Here is a 17,736-nt window from a genome sequence, read left to right as displayed (position 1 = left end):
GCGTGCAGTTCTTCGCGGTGAGCGTGGTTGAGACTGAAAAGTCAATACACCTTAAGCGATGTTTTATAAATGATCTACGGCAAGCTGGCTGACCCACGCCTCTGCTGGCGGAGGGCAGTGATCAGCCTGCCGAACTAGCGTGGGGTCAGTCTGGCGAACGGGGCAATCCAGGAGGGCTCCATCTGACTTACGCTCGTTGGTGGCCCGGACCAGGTAAGTCTTCGGGCCACCAAGTACTTCCCTCAAGACCGAGCGGTCATGGCCTGGGCTCCAAGCCGCGTCAGCTCGTGGCTGACGGCCAGGGCCGCCTTCCTGGCGTCACTGCTGGTGCGGCGAACATCGACCGAAGAACCGCCGTCCGCCGTGAAGGATCTGGCGCGGACTGTGTAGGTGGAGGCGTCCGGACCCCGGTTCGTTCGGCAGTACCCCGCCAGCGGGGCATTGCAGAAGCCGCCCAGCCGACGGAGTACCAGACGCTCGGCTTCCGCCTCCGTGGCGGTAGCCGGGTCGTGGAGGAAGCTGATGGCCTCGCTCGTGGCCCTGTCGTCCTCGCGTGTCTGGAAGGCGATGATCGCAGCGCCGAGCGGAGGACAGATCACCTCCGGGCTGATCCGTTCGGTGATCAAGTGGGACAGGCCGAGGCGTTCCATGGAGCATGTGGCGACGACCAGCGCGTCGATCTGGCTGTCGGGCTCGTGCAGCGCTCGGAGGCGTTCGTCCACCGGCCCACGTATCGGAACGACCTTGATGTCCGGGCGATGGATGTGCAGTGCGGCGGTCCGGCGCAAGGACGCGGTGGCTACCTTCGTCCCGGCGGGGAGGGTGGCCAGCGTGAGACCCGGATCGCGGGCGACCAGGCAGTCCCGGATGTCGTCGCGCGGCAGGTAAGCGGACATTGTCAGGCCGGGACTGTCGATGGTCGGCGCGTCCTTGAGGCAGTGAACAGCGACGTCGATCTCGCCCATCAGCAGGGCGGATTCGATCTCCTCGGAGAAAACCCCCTCTGCCTCCAGTGCGGCTCGATCCACCGGCCTGTCGCCGCCCGCTTCGGTAAAGGGGCGCAGGATGGTGGGGCCGGTGGCGGAGAGGGCGGATAAGACCGGGGCCGTCTGCATGAGGGACATCTTCGAGGCGCGGGCGCCCACGCGAAGGCTCACAAACTTCTCCTTTAGTGACAAAGTGTCGGGATCTGCATGGTTCTGGTGCAAGTACGATTGCGAGTCAACGGGACTGCTATCGCGAGGAGTTGACCTGAATGGGCGACGTGGTGCGCATCGGCTCCAGGGCTAGCAAGCTGGCGAGGACGCAGGTCAGCGAATGGCTGGCGCCTCTGGTCGGGCGGTTCCCGGAAGTCGCCTTCAAGCGCGAGGTCATCCTCGAAGGCGGCGACCAGGACCGCGTCACGCCCACGCTCGCGGAGGTCGCCAAGACGGCCGGCGGGTCCGCCTTTTCCACCAACCAAGAGGCAGCCTTGGTCACGGGCAAGGTCGACGTGATCGTGCACTCCTTGAAAGACCTCCCCACGGCCGTTACCGAAGGAACGACCCTGCTGACCACGCCTGGCCCGCGTGAAGACGTACGCGATGTGCTCTGCGGGGCGACCCTGGCCGGTCTCCCCGAAGGGGCGACCGTGGGCACAGGGGCGCCCCGCCGCGTGGCCCAGCTCCTCGCGCTCCGCCCCGACCTCAACGTCGTGCCGATCCGGGGAAACGTGCCAGGGCGGCTTGCCCGAACCACCAAGGGCTCGCTCGACGCGGTGGTTCTCGCCGCTGCCGGACTGAATCGACTCGGGCTGACGCCCGAGATCCAAGAGGTTCTGGACCCACGCCTCTTCCTCCCGTCACCCGGGCAAGGCGCACTCGGAATCCAGGTCCGTACAGACTCGCCGGCCGCACGACTGCTCGCTGCTACCGGGAACAGCGACGTCGATGCTTGCGTACGAGCGGAGCGCGCCTTGCTTGCCGATCTGCATGGCGGATGCTCCGTCCCCGTCGGCGCATGGGGGCGGGTGGAGCAGGACGGACTGCTGCACCTGTCGGCCGCCGTAACGTCCACCGATGGGACTCAGCAGGTAACCGCGGAAGCCACTGGGCCGGCGGACGAGCCGGAGAAGCTTGGCTTCGCTGTTGCGGCAGACCTGCTGAACCAGGGCGCCGCCGACATCCTCTCGGCGATCAGGAGCCTTTAAGCCTGCGTGCGATTTCCATCGCACCGTACGTAATGATCCGATCGGCGCCGGCCCGCTTGAGGACGGTGTACGCCTCAACCAGGCCGCTCACGTCGAGTTCCCCGTCCGGCTGGCGGTCCGTGAGGCGCAGGTACTCTCCCGACACTGAGAACGGAACCACAGGCACGGGGACCTTGTCCTTGAGGCGGACGAGGGTGTCGACGGTGTGCAGCGCAGGTTCCGTAAGGATCATGTCCGCGCCCTCGCGAACCATCTCAAGGGCGAAGTGCACGGCCATCTCCGGCCGCTGCGGATTGATCTGGAAGGCCCGCGTCCCGGACTGAGGGGTGGCCCCCATCGTTGCCCGGTAGCCCTGGTAGAGCCCGGACTCGAAGATGAGGTGCGGCATGATCGCCACGTCACGGTGCCCGGCATCGTCCAGGGCTTCGCGGACGGCCTTGACCGAGCCCGGGATCATCGCCGCGGGTCCAACGATGTCGGCGCCGGCCTCGGCTTGCATCACTGCCTGGGCCGCCAGGACCTCGGTGGTCCTCACATGGTCCATGCCGCCGTCACGCTCGTTGGCGAGCCAGCACTCCCCCGAGTCGGTGTGGGAGCACACGCACGTCTCGGTCATGACCGCGAGCCCAGGCGCGGACTTCTTCACGGCCGCGATCGTACGGGCCATGAGCCCCGTGGGAGAGGTGGCCTGCGAGGCGTGGCCGTCCCGGAGACGCGAGCCCGCGAACACCTTGACGGACCGAATGCCCAGGTCCTGGATCATTTGCGCGTCTTCGACGGCCTCTCCCACCGTGCGCGTGGGCATTGAGCTGGCTGCCCTGTCGTCGCCCTCGCGCATCAGGAAGACCATCGTGAGGTCTTGGGGGGTGAGTCCCGGCCCACCGAGATAGTTCCGGACCGATAAGCGTGGGGTGCGCAATGCTCCTCCTATGGCCTGCGGGGTGTGCGGTGAAATGGGAGGGCCAGTGGTCAGGGCCCCCACCAGGTCGTGCGGTTCGAATGACATCGGTGTTCTTTTCGCTTGGGCGAACCCGCCCGGCCGCGACCGTCACGCAGCAGCCGGGCGGGAGATTGACGGTCAGGCAGCGTCGGCGCGGGCCTCCTGATACGCCTCGTTCATGAGGCTGTTGAAGGCCGCGTCGTGCTTGTCGCGCGCCGTGATGCGGCGATGGTCGCGAGCCTGTTCCCGGAACTGGCGGCCCACAGGGCTCCTCATGAACTCAGCCGCCACCTGACGCATGCTGTTGAGCGGCATGAAACGCAGACGGAGCATCGTGCTCCAGAGGCTGACCCACCTGTTCGTGTGAATGAGCCGCACACGAGTCGAGTCGTCCAGGTCCTCCAGGTAGGGGTAGTTCGTGATCTGGTTGAACTCCGGGTTCGCGGCCGTGTCCCGGATCAGCTCGCCATGCATCTGCGCCAACCCGAGATGCCGCACGTCGCGGTGGTGCCTGGCCGTGAGCACCAGGTGCGCAGCACCGACAGCCGTACCCAGGGCCAGGGCGAGGGGAATGGTGGACTTCATTCGTTCTTCCTTCGCGATTGGAGAGGGTGTCGGGGCCTCGGCCCGATCCGTCTGCCGCGTGGAGGAGGGGCGGACAGAGCGGGCCGAGGGCCGACTACCGCCTCCGGGGAGAGCTGCGCTCTCACCGGGACGGAGCCTTAACTTCGTCGGGCAGGACGCATCACGTCGAAGGTGTTGGGGAGCTTCCAGACGCCCGGCAGGCCGTTGATCACGGCAGCCCTTCCGCCGCGCCCGGTGCGGCGGAGATCCCGGATCGTTCGCCACGCCCCCTCGCAGCGGACGAGGTCGCCGGCACGAACCTGCGCAGGGGTCACGGTGACAGTCGTAAGCACATGAGTGCCGCTCATCGGCTTGCCCAGATTCCGCCGACGAGCAGAACCGTGAGGCCCGCCAGAACGCTGAGGTAGATCCACTCGGGCGCCTGTCGGCTCACAGGGGCACCTCAGCGACGAGGGCATGGACACGCGTGGCCAGCTCGATGTCCGCCTGAGCCAACGGCACCCACGTCTGAGGGGCGCCCGGAGCGAAGTGGCAGAGGCCGGCATGCGTGCGAAACAGATAACGGGCCGCGACCCGCATACGCTCACCGTCTTGAGCATCCGCGCGAGCCGCGTGGAGTTGAACCGGGTCTTCGCAACCCGGCTGAGTCCACAACTCATGAACTCCAAGGGCTCGCGCCAGCATCGAAGCCGCTTCAGCGAGGGTGTCCCACCCATCCTCGAACCGAGCCTCGGGAATCCTTACGGTGCCGCGCCCGACCCCGAGCACCAGCACTTCCTGACGCTCGTTGAGCACGATCGGGCTTGCCGTAACGATCGGACAGGTTCCACGGTGGTGGCAGGTCCCCGCCTTCGCGTGCTGGGAGAGCGTCTGCCACAACGGGGCGAGCGTCAGGGTCTCCCCGGGGCGACGGTGCATGTAGTCGCTCACCGCACGAGCCACCGCTGCCGTCCCGATCACTGTTGCCCTCCCGCCGAACGGTTCAGCCGCTGCTGAGCACGCCGCGTCTCCAGGACGGTAGGAACCCGGTAGGTGCCCTTGGGCACGCCCCTGTCAGTAGCTGCCGGCACTTCCCTCGGGGTGTCGTCCCCCGGGTCTCGGTCCTCGCCAAGCTTCCGGTTGGTGTACTGGGCAACGTGCCGCCGCAGAACGTGGCCCAGCGCCCGCATGCGCGTCCACGTACGCCACGCGACATCATCCCCGGCGGGCACTTCATCGAGGAGCGGGAGGATCTCCTGGCGCTGCGCGTCCGCCTCCTCCTGGGTCTCGGGAAGACCGGCCTCGAAGAAGCAGCGGATCTGCGCCACCAGAAGTGCGACCTGGACTTGCATCGCGGGGAGAGTGGTGGTTCCGAGCTGGAGACGCAGCGTCTCGTCAGCAAGGGTGATCGCGGCTGCGGGATTCAGAGCTGGCGCCTGTTGGGCCTCGTTCGGGGGGTGTGACATAACTGCTCCTGGCTTCTCCTGCGTCCCGGCGATTCGTTGCCTTCCTTCGACCCTCCCAAGATGCCGCCAGTAGCCCTACGATCACTAGGAGTTGAGTACCGGGCGGCGATCGGGATATCCGGCATATGACAAAGACGAGGGATGTAGACCCAAGTCAGGGGCTGGAGCAGTACATCGGGCGGATGGTTCAGGACGCCCGCCTGCGGCGACAGCAGGAGGCCAAGGAGAAGGGTGACTTCAAGGACGCACCCTGGAGCCAGGCATTCGTCGCCAAGCGCACGTACACGTCGCAGAGCCGGATCTCCGAGGTCGAGACGGGCGAGGTCCCGCCCGACACCGACCTGGCGCAAAAGCTCGAAGGAACCCTGGGCCTCGACCCCGATTCCCTCGTCAACCTGGTCCGCATCCTGAACCAGGAGAACGTCAACGACTACGCCAGGCCCTACATCCGCCGCCTCCCCGAGGCAACGATGCTCTACGACTTCGGCCTGATAGTTCCCGGCCTTCTCCAGACACCCGGGTACGCCCGAGCCCTGGTACTGGCAGGACAAGCCGGCGATCCCCGGCGCATCCAGCACATCGTGGACCAGCGCATGGAACGCGCTCGCCGCGTGCTGAGCGGAGAGCATCAGCCGTGGCTGACGGCGATCATCTACGAGGCCGTACTGCACTGCGACATGGGGGAACCCGAGGTCGCCCGCGAGCAGCTCGAGCACCTGCTGAAGGCACAGGAGCAGCCGAACATCAGCGTCCGGGTTCTGCCGTTCACGGCCGCCATCGTCAGCGGATCGTTCACCCTCCTCACCCTCAACAGCGGCCGGCGGGCCACGTACACAGAAGGCTTCGGAACGGGTAGCTACTCTGAGGAAACAGCGACGGTCATGCAGTACCAGCGGGTCTATGATCGCCTTGCCGAGGAGGCGTTGAGCGCCCGTGACTCCACCGGCCGAATCCACGAAGTACTGAAGAGGTTCAAGTGAGCGAGCAGCCGACCTACCGCAAGTCCTCGTACAGCGGCTCCAGCAACGACGCGTGCGTGGAGGTCGCGGACAACCTGCCTCAGGTCATGGTCCGCGACTCCAAGCACAAGGACGAGGTCGGTCCGGAGCTGAACACCTCCCGGCCGGCCTGGACGGCTTTCATCAGCTCGATGAAGTGACGCTCGAAGCTGCCCGACGGCCCCCCTCGCACGAGGGGGGCCTTCTGCCTTGAGGGGCTTACCGGGACGAGTCGACACTGCACTGATCAACCAGAACCGCCACGGTCGTCCGTGCTCTGCGCCAGGATCCCCACATGAGCTTTGACTGGGAGCGCGCAGCCGCGATACAGCGGTCGGTGGTGGGAGGTGTACTCCTGGCCTCGCTTGTGGTGCTGGTCTACCGCATCCTTGCGTCGACCGCACGCCGGATCGGGCCGCTGCAGGCATTGTGGTCGGCGTGGAACGCCAGAGTCGCAGAAAGGGATATGGCGCCAACGGCTGCGGCTTTGGCTCGCCTTGACCTGGCGGACATGCCCATCCAGGCGTTCCGTGAGGCAGGAAAGAGGACTGCTGCGAGCGTTCAGCTTCGCCATTGGCTGCTGACCTTCCTGATCGGTCTCGGTTGTGCAGACCTCGTCATAGCAGTGCTCAAGACAATCGAGACTCGGAAGGTACAGCCGAGCTTGCAGCCATCCGCACTCATACTCGCTGCTGTGACGCTGCCACTTCTAATGTGGGCAGCTCGGCACAGCAAAGCCATCGCGGGCTACATGCTCCTGCTCTCGATCATGGCTGCGATCGAGGCATGTGACGCAGTCGCACACTCCGACACGAGCGGTCGACCCAAGGCTCTACGCCACTTGGACGACACCTGCTCCACAGTTCGGCGTTCGCTCTTGCGGGTCCATCGCATCACGACCAGCGTAGGCCGCGGATCCCCACGGCAGAGGAAGGCGAAGGAACACGCTGCTCTCGTCGTGGCCAAGCTTCAACTGGCCGAGGCACAGATCGACATCAATGGGAATGGAGCGCTCCGCGGCCTGGCCGCGCTACTGGCCAAGATCGGGAACAGCTTCGCTTCCGGCAACGTGAGCGCGCTCCTCCCCGCGCAGAGCTTGCAAGGCACTACTACTCCCGTGGTCAACAAGGAAGGACTCCGGCTGACGGCTGTTGTGATCGCCGCCGCAGCGTCGCTGTGCCTCGGCGTTCTGTTCGGCCTTCCCGCAGGTGTAGACGCCGTGGTGGCCGGCAGTGCAGCGGTGCTGGCGGCGATGGTGGCATACGGACCTCGGGCTGCCATTGCCAAAGCAAGCGAAATCATGAGCATCCTGCGGCAGTAGGATTTCCCCAGCGCGACTACAAGCTCGCCTACGCAGCCGAATTGCTGCCGAGAGTCGTGGACGAAGCGGATCCGGGCGGCTCGGCCGCCACCGCCAATTCGTCGGAGAACGGTCTCCTGGCTGGCCTGACACCGACGCCCACACCGTCGCTACGAGCGCTGAGCGCCTCCTGTCGGCATAGCCGCATCCCTCATTATCTACCGCCAACTCATTAACTGACACAACGCCTCAGGCACGCCTCGACGAACCCGGTGAAACGGCCGGTGTCTGCGAAGTAGTTGGGGTACGCGTCGCGCAGCTGGCTGATCCGGGCGATGTTGATGAGCACCGCATCCAAGTCCTCGTCGTCCAATGCCTCCAACTCAGTGATCCGGGCCTCTGCGGCGGCAAGCGTCTCGTGTACCGTCACTGTGAGTTGCCCCTCGGTCCGCCAGAGTTCGAGGGTCAGGGTGTTCCGTCTGTCCGTCTTAGCATGCTCGCCTACGATCGCCGCGTAGCCTCGTAGCCTCTCCAGAACGCCGACGCCCGTCTCCAGGCGCGCCAACTCGGCTGCCAACTCCTCCCGCGTCCCCTCGGCGCCGGGCACCGGGGTGGTGCCTTCCTCGTACGCCATGAGTGAGCCGACCAGGACGAAGAACCTGAGCACGTCCGCGTCGCCTTTCCCGTACTTCAGCTCACTGCCCGAGAACAAATCCATAGTCTCGACGGCGGTCGCCCAAGCATGCTGGAGCTGCGTACGCACCTGCAGCTCGATCCGCAGGCCGTGGTATTCCCTTTTCGAGGCTCCGTACTCGTATACCAAGTGAACGCCCCGGTAGCCAGAGTCGCGTGGCCCAGGTTCATCACGTAGGTAGTTGTAGACCTTCTTGACGCGGTTCTTGCTCCGCGGCAAGTCCACCAGAACTCTGACCAACTCCTCCACCTCGGCAACAGTATTGAAGACCACCCGGCAACCCCCCAGGTCCTGCATGGTGGTCACGCTCATCGTGGGGTGGCGCTTCAGCTTGTCCAAGATCGTGGGCAGGCGCTTCCGGCGCTCGGCCACGACGGCATTCGGGTTCACGTCGAGCGCTCGCTGCCGCACGGTCACGGTCACCGCATTTAGAGGAAATGCGTGGGCGAGACGGTAGTTACTCAAGACGTCCCGCGCCTCCCTGATCTCCTCGGGCGTGCCCGTCCCCTTACCGATTGTCCGGCTAGCACGTCGGACGCGGTTGTTCGAGTTCTCAGGGACCACCCACTTCTTCATGGTCGCGACCGTACAGGGCCGCGCCGACGCCCGCCTGTGGTTATCTCCGCGGTCAGTGCCCCCCCGAAGATCGAGAGACGGTCCTGCGGCTACCGGTCGACGGACGCATGGCCGTCGGGGTCTGGGCGGAGCCCGATGGCCATGCGGGGAACACGCCCGTCTGGCTGGTGTGATTGTTTACCTCGCCCACCGAGACGACAAGCCCGGTCGTTGCCAGATGGCCTGCTTGCCGATTTCGGAGAGCCACCTGGTCGGATCAGTGATCACGACGACTTGACCTGCCGTAAGACACCCCCGTACGCCGCGGTGTACGGGGGTGTCGTGTTTCGCACGGACCACCGCTATGCCGAAGGTCCTGCGGGAACGCCCATAGAAACGGGCCCGGCCTTACTACCTCAGCACCTGATCCAGCCCGAGTACCGCCGCGCCAGTTGCGCCGAGTGCAGCCAGAGGGCCGGCGAGTCCGAGGACGATCGCCCCTGCGAGGCAGGCCGCGGTCAGAATGAGCGCCCAGCGGTGAGACAGCCGCTCAGGGCGCTCATCCCGGGTTGTACGGTTGGTCATGTAGGGCTCCTTGCTGGGAAAGTTCTGCACATCGAGCGACCTCGGACGCATGCCGGGGCTGCTCGCCCATGGACACGAACGGCTATGCGGCTACGCCCTCTTGGGCGAGTAGCAATCTCAATCTTGGAGCTGGCAAACCGGGACTACCAAGGGCCAACGAAACGCTTTGATCCGCATGGCCGCTCGCTCGCGAACTACCTGCCCTTATTTGCGGATCAAAGCGTCAGGATCAAAACGTTGCCCCCGAAAGAGAACCATCCACCGTGCGGATCAAAACGTTTTAATTAGGAGGGGAGCGTGGCTGACGCCCGCGAAGCGAATAGGCGCAGGCTCAGGCGGTTGACCGAGATGGACCGCCACGGAGCAGTCGGGGCGGCCAGCGCCGGCCTGAAGTTGCACCACACCATGCACCAAGGGCCCGGCTCGATCGCCCTGCGAACCAGGCCCTTCGTCGAAGCCTCTACCGACGGAAAATCAGCGCTGTCTCGGCTGGTCCTGCCCCGGGGAGTCGCACTGCGCTTCTACTTGCTGGCGATCTTCGATGCGCAATGCCGCCTACTTCCCGGATCCTCATGGGCGAATCAGCGTCCACTCTCCGGGCAGCGTGGCTGTTGGTCGGACTTCATCGCCATCGATGGCGCGTATGACGGGCGGTCCCGCACCTACATGCCGGAGACCAAGCAGATCAGGGATGGCGGCGACCTGCGCGTACGGCAAATCAAGTCTGCGCTGACCACCCTTGAAGGGCTCGGGCCGTCGGAAGCGCTTGTGACAGTTCCGCGAGACCGGAATGGAAGGCGGCTATTCCAGGAGTTCTCCCTCATGAAAGAGACCGGCCGGGGGGTGCATCAGACACCAGACACTTACAGCGTGCCCGCCCTCGACCAACCTGCCGAGGCTACGTTTACGGTGCCCTCCGATTTCTTCTTGAACGGCTGGATCCAGGTACTAAACCCCTCCGAGATCGCCACCTGGCTTATCCTGCAATACCTAAGCCAGTGGGCGGCCAACGCCCACGCATACCGCGGCGTCTACCTTTATGGGCGCGCGAGAATAAATAGATTTGGAATCAAACGCGATGCTTGGGAGGATGGTTGCCAACGCCTGTTCAGCTTTGGCCTGATACACCCACCCCATTCATCGGCCCTCGTCCCGAACTCCCGCAAGCGATACGAGCCGTACCGGTGGCAAGTAGACAACAAAGCACTTTGTAGCGACGCGATGGAAGTATGCCTTCGGGAACTCACCATCCGGCAGCGAGACCTTGAGAGGCAGGTTGTTCAACGAAGTCAGCCGGATATCGACCCATCGGACGCGGAGAGCAACTAGCAGGGCACCCCGGGTGACAGGAGGTCCCCGCACGGACGCGGAAGACCGTGCACGCGGTCGAACTGAAACCCGTATGCGGTACGACCTCGCGGAGCTACCGTTTGCCAGGTGACCGATGACCAGTGGACACCTCTGTCCGCCCGCGACGCTCCTGCTACTCGTGCCCTGCGGGACGGCGTTCCCGCCAGCCTCGAACTCCCCCTCAGGGAGTGGGTCCGCACCACGACCGAGAGGTATACCGGTGCCGCCGAGCGGGCCGCCGTCCGGATTGACGTCGTTCTACACACCGAGGAAAGCGGTCACGAGGACGTCGGCATAGGCGAACGCATCGCCTACTGGACACCGGCCGAGAAGCTGCTGGACGTTACTGACGTACTGCTCGACCTGGTGCCGACCGGCGGGTGGCAAAACACGCCGGTGACCGCAGGGCTCCCGGCGTGGCAGGCTGCCCTCATCACGGCGAACTCCATGCCCGACACGCAGTATCGCGTCCCACTGCAGCGGCTTCTCAACGACGCTGGCTCTCTCTACACGATCCGAACTGACGGGCGAGCCCTGGTGCGGCGCGTCGACTCGGCAGTGGCGGCGGTCACCGACGAGGCCACCAAGGCAGCGGACCAGCCCGAGGGCGTTTCGGCCACCCGACACCTGCGGCAGGCCCTCGACGCTGCGTACGCGCTGCAGCCCGATCCGGTGAAGGCGTACAGCGAGGCAATCAAGGCGGTGGAGTCAGCTGCACACGCCACCCTGCAGCCGAAGCACGCCAAGGCGACGCTAGGCACGATGCTCGGGGAGTTCCGTCAGGTGCAGGCAAAGCTCCGCGTGCCGATCATCGGCACGTCCGGGGTGGAGGGCCTGGCGGTTGTGGAGAGCATGATGGACCTGCTGTGGACGGGACAGACTAGCCGTCACGGGAACCTGCAAGAGACCCGGGACGAGACCGTGCAGGAGGCGGTCATGGCGGTGCATCTCGCCTCGACTCTGGTGCAGCTGTTCGCGTCGGGAGCCATACGGCGCTCCTGACCGTGGTGGTCTTGAACGCCGAAGGAAGACAGCTGCATCCGGTGCCGTACGACGACCAAACCGATGCACGGCGTACTGAACCTCCCCCAGCCGGTGCAGGAGCACTACGAGGCACCTCAGCGACTCACACCCGGTAGCTCCCACGCTCGCGGTCCTGCGCAAGTCCGCACACAGTCCGCAAGACACTCGGCCAGGACCGTCGCACCCCATCGCCAGCCAACAGCAAAAGGCCAGGTCAGCGCCCCGCAGAGAAAATCCCTGCAGGTCACCGACCCGGCCCATTACTAGGAGACCAAGAAGGCCTGATCTCGGGTTGGGCCGCCTGACCCGCGGTTTCGCCGGTCAGGTCGCCTGCATGACCGCACCCGGTCCGCGGGCCGCCGAGAACGGCGGCCATGGCGGACCGGGTGCGGTCTTCTTTCCCCGGGAATCATCTGCCTTCGAGGGGTGCCAGCTCCGTACGGAGCTTCTGGATCGCGTCCTCCGCGACGTCGTACGCGCTCGGCACGCCGGGGACCGGCTGGTCGTCCACCGGAATCCAGAACTTGCGCCTCGTCAGCCGCAAGGACTCGTGGAACTCCGGGATGGCGTTGAAGATTTCGATGAGTAGCGGCCCGTCGTACACGGGCAGGACCGGTTCGAGGAACTCGCGCCAGGGGATCCAGCTGTCGGCGACCTGTCCGCGGTCCGGCGGGGACACCTGGACGTAGTGCAGGCGCCGCTGGTCGGCGGCGTCCTCGATGTCGCGCCGGTACGCCTCCGGGCCGCTGCTGCCGAGGACGACGTGGGAGCTGTCGACGCACACGCCGATGTGGGGGCCGGGTACGCCGACGAGGAAGTCGAGTACGTCGCGCACCATGTTCGGGGCCGGGGTCTCCCAGTGGTCGACGGGTTCGATGGCGACCTGGACGCCCTTCTCCGCCGCGTACGCGCCGAGCTCCTCGAAGAGCGGCTGTGCGATCCGGTACCGGGGCCGCAGCCAGTCCTGCAGTGCGTCACTCCACAGCGGCTTGCCGTCGAGGGTGGGGAACACGTTGTACGGGAAGAGCACGGGGCCCGCCATGATGGTGCCGCGCAGAGCCGCTGTGATGTCCACCCGTGACTTGAGGTAGACGAGGGCTGCCTCGCGTTCCTCGGCGCTCAGCGAAGTGGGGTTGTACGCCGGCGTCGTGGCCACGTTGGTGGTCAGGCCCATGTCCGCCAGGCCGGCCGTGTCGAGCGCTTCCCTGAGCTTTTCGTAGCGGATGACGTCGCCCTGCGGGTCCCCCGTGCCGTTCGGGAAGACCGGCATGTCGAAGCCCGCGTACCCGAAGCTCCGCAGTTTTTCCATGTGCCGGACGATGACCTCGGTGTACCGGGGGTCGTCCGGGTGCAGGTTGACCGTGAACATGAAGAAGCTGAGGTAGATGTCGCGCGCGCTCATCGCTACCATCCCAGGACTTCGGCGAGGTAGGTGCGGGCCATCTTGGCGTACTTCAGCGGGCGTGCCACCGCCGGGTCCTGCTCGGCCTCGACGACCAGCCATCCCTCGTAGCCGGCGTTCCCCAGCGCGGTGAGGACGGGCCTGAAGTCGATCATCCCTTCGGAGTCCCCGGGCACGGTGAAGACGCCCTGCCGGATTCCCTCCTCGAAGGACAGGTGGTCGTTCTCCACCTTCTCGGCCACCGACTGGCGGACGTTCTTGAGGTGCACGTGCTTGATCCGCTGCTTGTGCTTCTCGAGGGTCCGGAGCGGATCGTCGCCCGCGAGCCGGAGATGCCCGGTGTCGAACAGCAGATGCACGAGGTCCGGGTCGGTACCCGCCATCAGTGTGTCGATGTCCTCGGCCGACTGCACGCCCGTGCCCATGTGGTGGTGGTAGCAGAGCCGCATCCCGCTGTCCGCGGCCAGCTTGCCGATGTCGTTGAGCCCGCTGGTGAGGAGGTCCCAGTCCGGGACGGTGAAGTGGGGGCGGTGCTTGAAGACGGGGATGGGCTGCAGATGGGACGACTGCCCGAACTCCGCAACCACGATGTCCCGGCCGCCCACTTCCTTGAGGAACTCCAGCTGCCTCTTGAAGTTCTCGACGGTCCGGTCTTTTTCACCGATGGTGAAATACGTGCTCACCCAGGGCTCGGACACCTTCAGGCCGCGCAGATCCAGCGCTTCCTTCAGAGCTGCGGCGTCTTTCGGGTATTTGTGGCCGATGCTGCAGCCCTGGAATTTCGCGAGCGCCATCTCGCTCACGCATTGCTCGAACGGGATTCCGATGTCGATCAGGGGGAAGTCGTCGTTCCACCACAGGGTCGGCGTGACGCCGAGCGACACCTTGTCGGGGCCCAGGTTCGGGACGGTGCTGGTCAATGCATTTCCTCCGCTCAGTGGTTCTCGAGCGTGGGCGGATTGGCCCACGACCCGTAGCCCGGCGCTTTCGCACCGGCCGGATGGGCACCGATCGCCCGCCACAGCAGGCCCTCGGTGTAGGCGTCGGGGGAGACGACGAACGGGGGTTTGCGTTCTTCGGCTTCCGCGCGGTCTTCCCCGGCCTGCTCCTGTCCGGGCGCGGCCTGCCCGGACAGGCTCTCCTCCGGCCGGCTGTCATCCGGTACGGCGGGCTTCGCCCCGCTGCGTCCGGGTGCCGTCCAGGCCGCCACGTCCACGCGGCCCGTCAGTTCGGGGCCGTACCAGACGCCGACGTACCAGAGCTTGATGATGCTCTTCACCACCGGATCGGAGGGGACGGCGGAGAGGTCGGACGAAATCGCCCTCCGGAGCGCGTCCGGCCCTTGCTGTGCCACGACCGTTTCGTAGTACGCCTCCGCCTGTCCGGTCCCCCACAGGTCGAACTCGCTGAAGCCGGTGACAGTGGCGGAGAACTTCACGAATTCGCGCAGTTCCTCTTCTGTGGTCACGGTTTGCGTCACGGTGTTTCCTCCTTCGGCGGTCTAGATCTCGAACGTGGGGCCGGCGTTGAATCCCGCGTGCCCGGTGAGCGGGTTGCGAATGAGCCTGTTCATGCTGTCGCGAATGCGGAACATCTCCCAGACCGCCTTGAGCAGGAGTTCGGGCCGACCGTTGTAGGCCAGGTTGATGCTGGTGAGGAAGGTGGCGTAGGACCGGTTGAATTCCTCGGCCGCTGTCAGGATTTCCGGGTCTCCCGCGAGGTCCGCGAGTTTGATGTCCGGCTTCACCGGATAGGCAGCCTCCCAGTCGACATTCACCTCCGGGCCGGAGGGACGGCCCGGTGTGTCTCCCTTCTGGTAGTACCGCCCCTTCTCCAGTTGCTGGAACCTGTAGTAGTGGGCGATTTCGTCCTGGCTGTCGAAGATGGCGCCGTGCAGCCCTTCGCCCTGTTCCGCGACGAGGGTGAGCGCCGCGACCGCGGAGTCGCGACCGGTCACCTCGATCACATCGCCGCCACCCGAGTAGAAGTACTCGGGAGTCACCTGGCGTGCGGGTTCACCGGTGAAGATCGTCGTCCCCGCCTGCCGGGCCTGGTCCTCCAGGTGGTTGATCCCCCGGATGATCTCCTCGTAGAACTCACCGATGCTCAGGAAGCGCTGGGTGGGCTCGCCGGGGACGAGGCCGAGGACCGTGCCGGACTCCACGAGCTCCGCCAGTGCCTCCGAAGTCGGCGCCGCTCCGGCGGGCGCCAGTCCCAGGGCCACCCAGTCCATCGGGACGACCCTGTCCTCCTCGTCGGCGGCCTGCGCCGGTTTCTCGATCTTCAGGAACGTGTCGAGGGCTTCGCGCGAGAACGGCCGGAGGTGCACTTGGAAGTAGTCGGGACCACACGGCAGGTACGTCGGGTAGTTCGGTACGAAGCCGGGCTTGGTGAGCTCCGGAGTCCCGCCCACCGCGTTCAGGACGTTGGCGACCAGGGTGAGGTGCAGCATCTCCTCGACGGCGACGACCCTGATGACGTGCCAGGCGTCCGAGTTCTTCCCCGGGTGCAGCGAGTAGAGGGCGGTCAGGTACGGCGGAAGCGTCGCGTGCTCCAACTGGAGCCCCTTGTAAAGGTATTCGCGCAGTTCCTCGATGGTCTTGATCTTGGAGTCCTGGGACGTCTCCGACTCTGAAACGGACATGCTCTCCCAATCGTGGGCGGTGGCGGTTGCGGCGGCCGGTTTCGCGCGCGGGCGCCGGCGTGATCCGGACGAAAGGCCTCAGCTGCGGATGGTGGCCGGGGCCTTCGCGGCGCGCAGATACCTGACGATGTGGGTGGAGCTGCGGAAGGCGAGCGCCGCCATGGTCAGGCTGATGTTGGAGGTGCCGATCGAGGGCAGGCTGCCGGGCCCGACGAGGTAGAGGTTGTCGTGGTCCCACGACTGCTGGGTGTGGTCGACCACCGAGTTCGTCGGATCGGTGCCCATGATGTGGGTGCCCGCGAGGTGGTTGCCGCCCACGATGTTGTACCACTGGCCCTCGAACTCGACGGCGCTGTAGCGGTCCTTGTCGTACTCCGTGTGCTCCTCCGCGCCCAGCTTCGCGAAGATGTCGGACGCGAGCTTGCGGGCGAAGGCGGCTCCCCGCATGGTGTACGGCGGAATCGTGAGCGACACGACCGGTTTCAGGTTGTCGAGGGCGTCCCTGTACCGCTCGTCCACCGTGACCGTGTTGTTCCTGTCGGGCAACAGGTCGATCATGAAGGCCAGCAGCAACTGCCGGGAGATCCGGTCGCCGAGGGTCCGGCGCAGCTCCTTTCCGTGCAGGCCCTGTTTGTCGACGAGTTCGACCAGGTCCGTGTAGGGCGAGCCGGTCGCCCAGCCCCAGCCGTCGTTGTGGATGTCCACGCCGAATCCCGCCTGGGTGCCGCGGAACCGCCCGCCGCGCAGGTCGGTGATGCCGCTCGTGCAGGACGTGCCCCGCATGGTGCCGGCGGGCTCGGGCAGCAGGCCCCAGGACAGCAGGTACGCATGGTCCATCAGGTTCCGGCCGATCAGCCCGCTGCGGCTCATGCGCTGCATGTCGGAGGCCAGCATGAGACGTGCGTTCTCGATGGCGTGCGCGCAGAGGATGTAGACGGTGCCCTTGACCGTGTACGTCTCGTAGCTGTTCGATTCGAGGGACTGGTAGTGCTTGATGGTGATCCCGGTGACCCGGCCGTCCTCCTCATTGACCTCGACCTTGGACGCGACCGCCTGCGTCAGGAGCTTGACGTTGCCTTTGCGGAGCGCCTTGGTGAGGGTCTTTCCCGCGTGGTACTTGGCCTGCACGGGGCAGAGCGGTACGCAGTTGGTGTTCCCCTGGCAGCGCTCGCCCTCTTCCACCTGGTTCGTGCTCACCGCGCCGACCGGGACGAAGCCCTTGCCGCCGTCGTACGCCGCGTTAGGCACGCCGTTCCGGGCCTGCGGAAAACTCCGCACCCGGAGGGTGTAATCGTCGTCCGCCACATTGACCCGCATGCCGTCCACGCCTCGGGCGACCGTCTTGTCGAGATAGGACGGCGGCATGCGGTGCATCGGGAACACGTACCCCTTCGGGAAGTGCATTCCCAGATACGCCTGGTCCTCGACTTCGGCGGCCACGCCCAGTTCGGCCTCGGCCTGCCGGTAGTAGGGCTCCAGGTCGTCATAGCTGAGCGGCCAGTTCAGTCCCTGGCCGTATTTGGTCCGCAGGTCGAAGTCCTCGGGCAGCATGCGCAGCGCTTTTCCCTCCCAATGCATGGAGGTGCCGCCGAGGACTCGGGTGAACGTGGTGTCCGAGCAGTACGTGTCCTCTTGCACGAGGTAGAAGTCGTCCCGGGGTGTGCTCGGATTCACCGGCATGGTGTCGGTGCTCCTGGGCATCCTGGCGTTCGGGTTGAACGGATACGGTGACTGGTTGTCCTTGACGACCGCGCCGTAGAACCGCGACAGGTACGACTCGTACTCCGCGAGGTCCAGGTCCTTGCCAGGGCCGGCTTCGACGACCAGGACCTGGTAGCCGGCCTGGCTCAGCTGCTCGGCGACGATGGAACCCGCCATGCCGGCGCCGACGATCACGGCGTCCCACTCACCTCTCGCGGCCTCCGCCGCGCTGGTCTGCGTCGCGGCCCCCGCCGGGAAGATCACCGGGTCCGTGTCGTCGAACGGCGTCATTGATGCCCCTTGTCGCCTCTGGGGGTGACCTCACC

Annotated in this window: 17 protein-coding genes; 6 read left to right on the top strand and 11 right to left on the bottom strand. The window is 65.8% G+C overall.

Translation table 11 applies throughout. The annotated features are described in order from the left end of the window. Positions 1-242 precede the first annotated feature (242 nt). On the bottom strand, positions 243-1,157 hold the full coding sequence (hemC, locus tag AB0L33_RS12600) for a hydroxymethylbilane synthase (RefSeq protein ID WP_365680423.1): 915 nt from the start codon (positions 1,155-1,157) through the stop codon (positions 243-245). Between the two features lie 98 nt (positions 1,158-1,255). On the opposite strand from hemC (AB0L33_RS12600), the gene hemC (AB0L33_RS12595) reads away from it, so the two are divergent. Then, positions 1,256-2,188 carry a hydroxymethylbilane synthase gene (gene hemC / locus AB0L33_RS12595; protein ID WP_365680420.1) on the top strand — a complete coding sequence of 311 codons (933 nt, stop codon included), beginning with the start codon at positions 1,256-1,258 and terminating at the stop codon, positions 2,186-2,188. Here hemC (AB0L33_RS12595) and AB0L33_RS12590 read toward each other — a convergent pair. The 4 genes from AB0L33_RS12590 to AB0L33_RS12575 all read right to left on the bottom strand — a co-directional run bounded on the left by AB0L33_RS12590 (position 2,175) and on the right by AB0L33_RS12575 (position 5,158). Next, a complete protein-coding gene (locus tag AB0L33_RS12590; protein WP_365680418.1) occupies positions 2,175-3,194 on the bottom strand; it encodes a hypothetical protein in 1,020 nt (339 codons plus the stop codon). The genes hemC (AB0L33_RS12595) and AB0L33_RS12590 overlap by 14 nt on opposite strands. 72 nt (positions 3,195-3,266) lie before the next feature. Next, positions 3,267-3,713, bottom strand: coding sequence for a DUF6082 family protein (locus AB0L33_RS12585; protein ID WP_365680416.1), 447 nt, complete (start codon positions 3,711-3,713; stop codon positions 3,267-3,269). A 429-nt stretch (positions 3,714-4,142) separates the two neighbouring features. After that, positions 4,143-4,643 (bottom strand): hypothetical protein, encoded by a 501-nt coding sequence (locus AB0L33_RS12580; RefSeq protein WP_365680414.1) that lies wholly within the window; start codon positions 4,641-4,643, stop codon positions 4,143-4,145. 26 nt (positions 4,644-4,669) lie between these two features. Further along, on the bottom strand, positions 4,670-5,158 hold the full coding sequence (locus tag AB0L33_RS12575) for a hypothetical protein (protein WP_365680412.1): 489 nt from the start codon (positions 5,156-5,158) through the stop codon (positions 4,670-4,672). A 182-nt stretch (positions 5,159-5,340) separates the two neighbouring features. Between AB0L33_RS12575 and AB0L33_RS12570 the strand changes: the two genes are divergently transcribed. From AB0L33_RS12570 to AB0L33_RS12560, 3 genes are all read left to right on the top strand, one after another. Next, complete coding sequence (locus AB0L33_RS12570; RefSeq protein ID WP_365680410.1) at positions 5,341-6,138, top strand: helix-turn-helix transcriptional regulator; 798 nt, start codon at positions 5,341-5,343, stop codon at positions 6,136-6,138. Beyond that, a complete protein-coding gene (locus AB0L33_RS12565) occupies positions 6,135-6,317 on the top strand; it encodes a DUF397 domain-containing protein (protein ID WP_069742837.1) in 183 nt (60 codons plus the stop codon). The genes AB0L33_RS12570 and AB0L33_RS12565 overlap by 4 nt, the downstream gene beginning before the upstream one ends. Positions 6,318-6,451: 134 nt before the next feature. Then, a complete protein-coding gene (locus AB0L33_RS12560; protein ID WP_365680408.1) occupies positions 6,452-7,477 on the top strand; it encodes a hypothetical protein in 1,026 nt (341 codons plus the stop codon). A 211-nt stretch (positions 7,478-7,688) separates the two neighbouring features. Here the strand turns inward: AB0L33_RS12560 and AB0L33_RS12555 are convergent, their stop codons facing one another. Further along, on the bottom strand, positions 7,689-8,726 hold the full coding sequence (locus AB0L33_RS12555) for a RelA/SpoT domain-containing protein (RefSeq protein WP_365680406.1): 1,038 nt from the start codon (positions 8,724-8,726) through the stop codon (positions 7,689-7,691). A gap of 861 nt (positions 8,727-9,587) precedes the next feature. On the opposite strand from AB0L33_RS12555, the gene AB0L33_RS12550 reads away from it, so the two are divergent. Next, positions 9,588-10,619 (top strand): hypothetical protein, encoded by a 1,032-nt coding sequence (locus AB0L33_RS12550; protein WP_365680404.1) that lies wholly within the window; start codon positions 9,588-9,590, stop codon positions 10,617-10,619. Between the two features lie 108 nt (positions 10,620-10,727). Next, on the top strand, positions 10,728-11,642 hold the full coding sequence (locus AB0L33_RS12545; RefSeq protein ID WP_365680401.1) for a hypothetical protein: 915 nt from the start codon (positions 10,728-10,730) through the stop codon (positions 11,640-11,642). Positions 11,643-12,072: 430 nt separating this feature from the next. Here the strand turns inward: AB0L33_RS12545 and AB0L33_RS12540 are convergent, their stop codons facing one another. The 5 genes from AB0L33_RS12540 to AB0L33_RS12520 form a co-directional block, all read right to left on the bottom strand. Beyond that, positions 12,073-13,065, bottom strand: coding sequence for a sugar phosphate isomerase/epimerase family protein (locus AB0L33_RS12540; protein ID WP_365680399.1), 993 nt, complete (start codon positions 13,063-13,065; stop codon positions 12,073-12,075). A 2-nt stretch (positions 13,066-13,067) separates the two neighbouring features. Next, on the bottom strand, positions 13,068-13,985 hold the full coding sequence (gene iolE / locus AB0L33_RS12535) for a myo-inosose-2 dehydratase (protein ID WP_365680397.1): 918 nt from the start codon (positions 13,983-13,985) through the stop codon (positions 13,068-13,070). A gap of 14 nt (positions 13,986-13,999) precedes the next feature. Further along, positions 14,000-14,545 (bottom strand): hypothetical protein, encoded by a 546-nt coding sequence (locus tag AB0L33_RS12530; protein WP_365680395.1) that lies wholly within the window; start codon positions 14,543-14,545, stop codon positions 14,000-14,002. Between the two features lie 21 nt (positions 14,546-14,566). After that, entirely contained in the window at positions 14,567-15,709 is a 1,143-nt protein-coding gene (locus tag AB0L33_RS12525; RefSeq protein WP_365680393.1) for a ferritin-like protein, read from the bottom strand. 78 nt (positions 15,710-15,787) lie between these two features. Further along, positions 15,788-17,701 (bottom strand): GMC family oxidoreductase, encoded by a 1,914-nt coding sequence (locus AB0L33_RS12520; protein ID WP_365680391.1) that lies wholly within the window; start codon positions 17,699-17,701, stop codon positions 15,788-15,790. Positions 17,702-17,736: the final 35 nt, after the last annotated feature.

The sequence above is a fragment of the Streptomyces sp. NPDC052299 genome (assembly GCF_040679335.1).
In the GTDB taxonomy this organism is placed as follows: Bacteria; Actinomycetota; Actinomycetes; order Streptomycetales; family Streptomycetaceae; genus Streptomyces.
This window is presented reverse-complemented; position numbering and strand designations above follow the sequence as displayed.

What these genes read in the sequence shown, in the direction of transcription:
- AB0L33_RS12575 (WP_365680412.1), bottom strand. Translation starts at nt 5,158, where the DNA reads ATGTCACACCCCCCGAACGAGGCCCAACAGGCGCCAGCTCTGAATCCC.
- AB0L33_RS12540 (WP_365680399.1), bottom strand. Translation starts at nt 13,065, where the DNA reads ATGAGCGCGCGCGACATCTACCTCAGCTTCTTCATGTTCACGGTCAAC.
- AB0L33_RS12525 (WP_365680393.1), bottom strand. Translation starts at nt 15,709, where the DNA reads ATGTCCGTTTCAGAGTCGGAGACGTCCCAGGACTCCAAGATCAAGACC.
- AB0L33_RS12520 (WP_365680391.1), bottom strand. Translation starts at nt 17,701, where the DNA reads ATGACGCCGTTCGACGACACGGACCCGGTGATCTTCCCGGCGGGGGCC.
- hemC (WP_365680420.1), top strand. Translation starts at nt 1,256, where the DNA reads ATGGGCGACGTGGTGCGCATCGGCTCCAGGGCTAGCAAGCTGGCGAGG.
- AB0L33_RS12570 (WP_365680410.1), top strand. Translation starts at nt 5,341, where the DNA reads ATGGTTCAGGACGCCCGCCTGCGGCGACAGCAGGAGGCCAAGGAGAAG.
- AB0L33_RS12560 (WP_365680408.1), top strand. Translation starts at nt 6,452, where the DNA reads ATGAGCTTTGACTGGGAGCGCGCAGCCGCGATACAGCGGTCGGTGGTG.
- AB0L33_RS12555 (WP_365680406.1), bottom strand. Translation starts at nt 8,726, where the DNA reads ATGAAGAAGTGGGTGGTCCCTGAGAACTCGAACAACCGCGTCCGACGT.
- AB0L33_RS12585 (WP_365680416.1), bottom strand. Translation starts at nt 3,713, where the DNA reads ATGAAGTCCACCATTCCCCTCGCCCTGGCCCTGGGTACGGCTGTCGGT.
- AB0L33_RS12590 (WP_365680418.1), bottom strand. Translation starts at nt 3,194, where the DNA reads ATGTCATTCGAACCGCACGACCTGGTGGGGGCCCTGACCACTGGCCCT.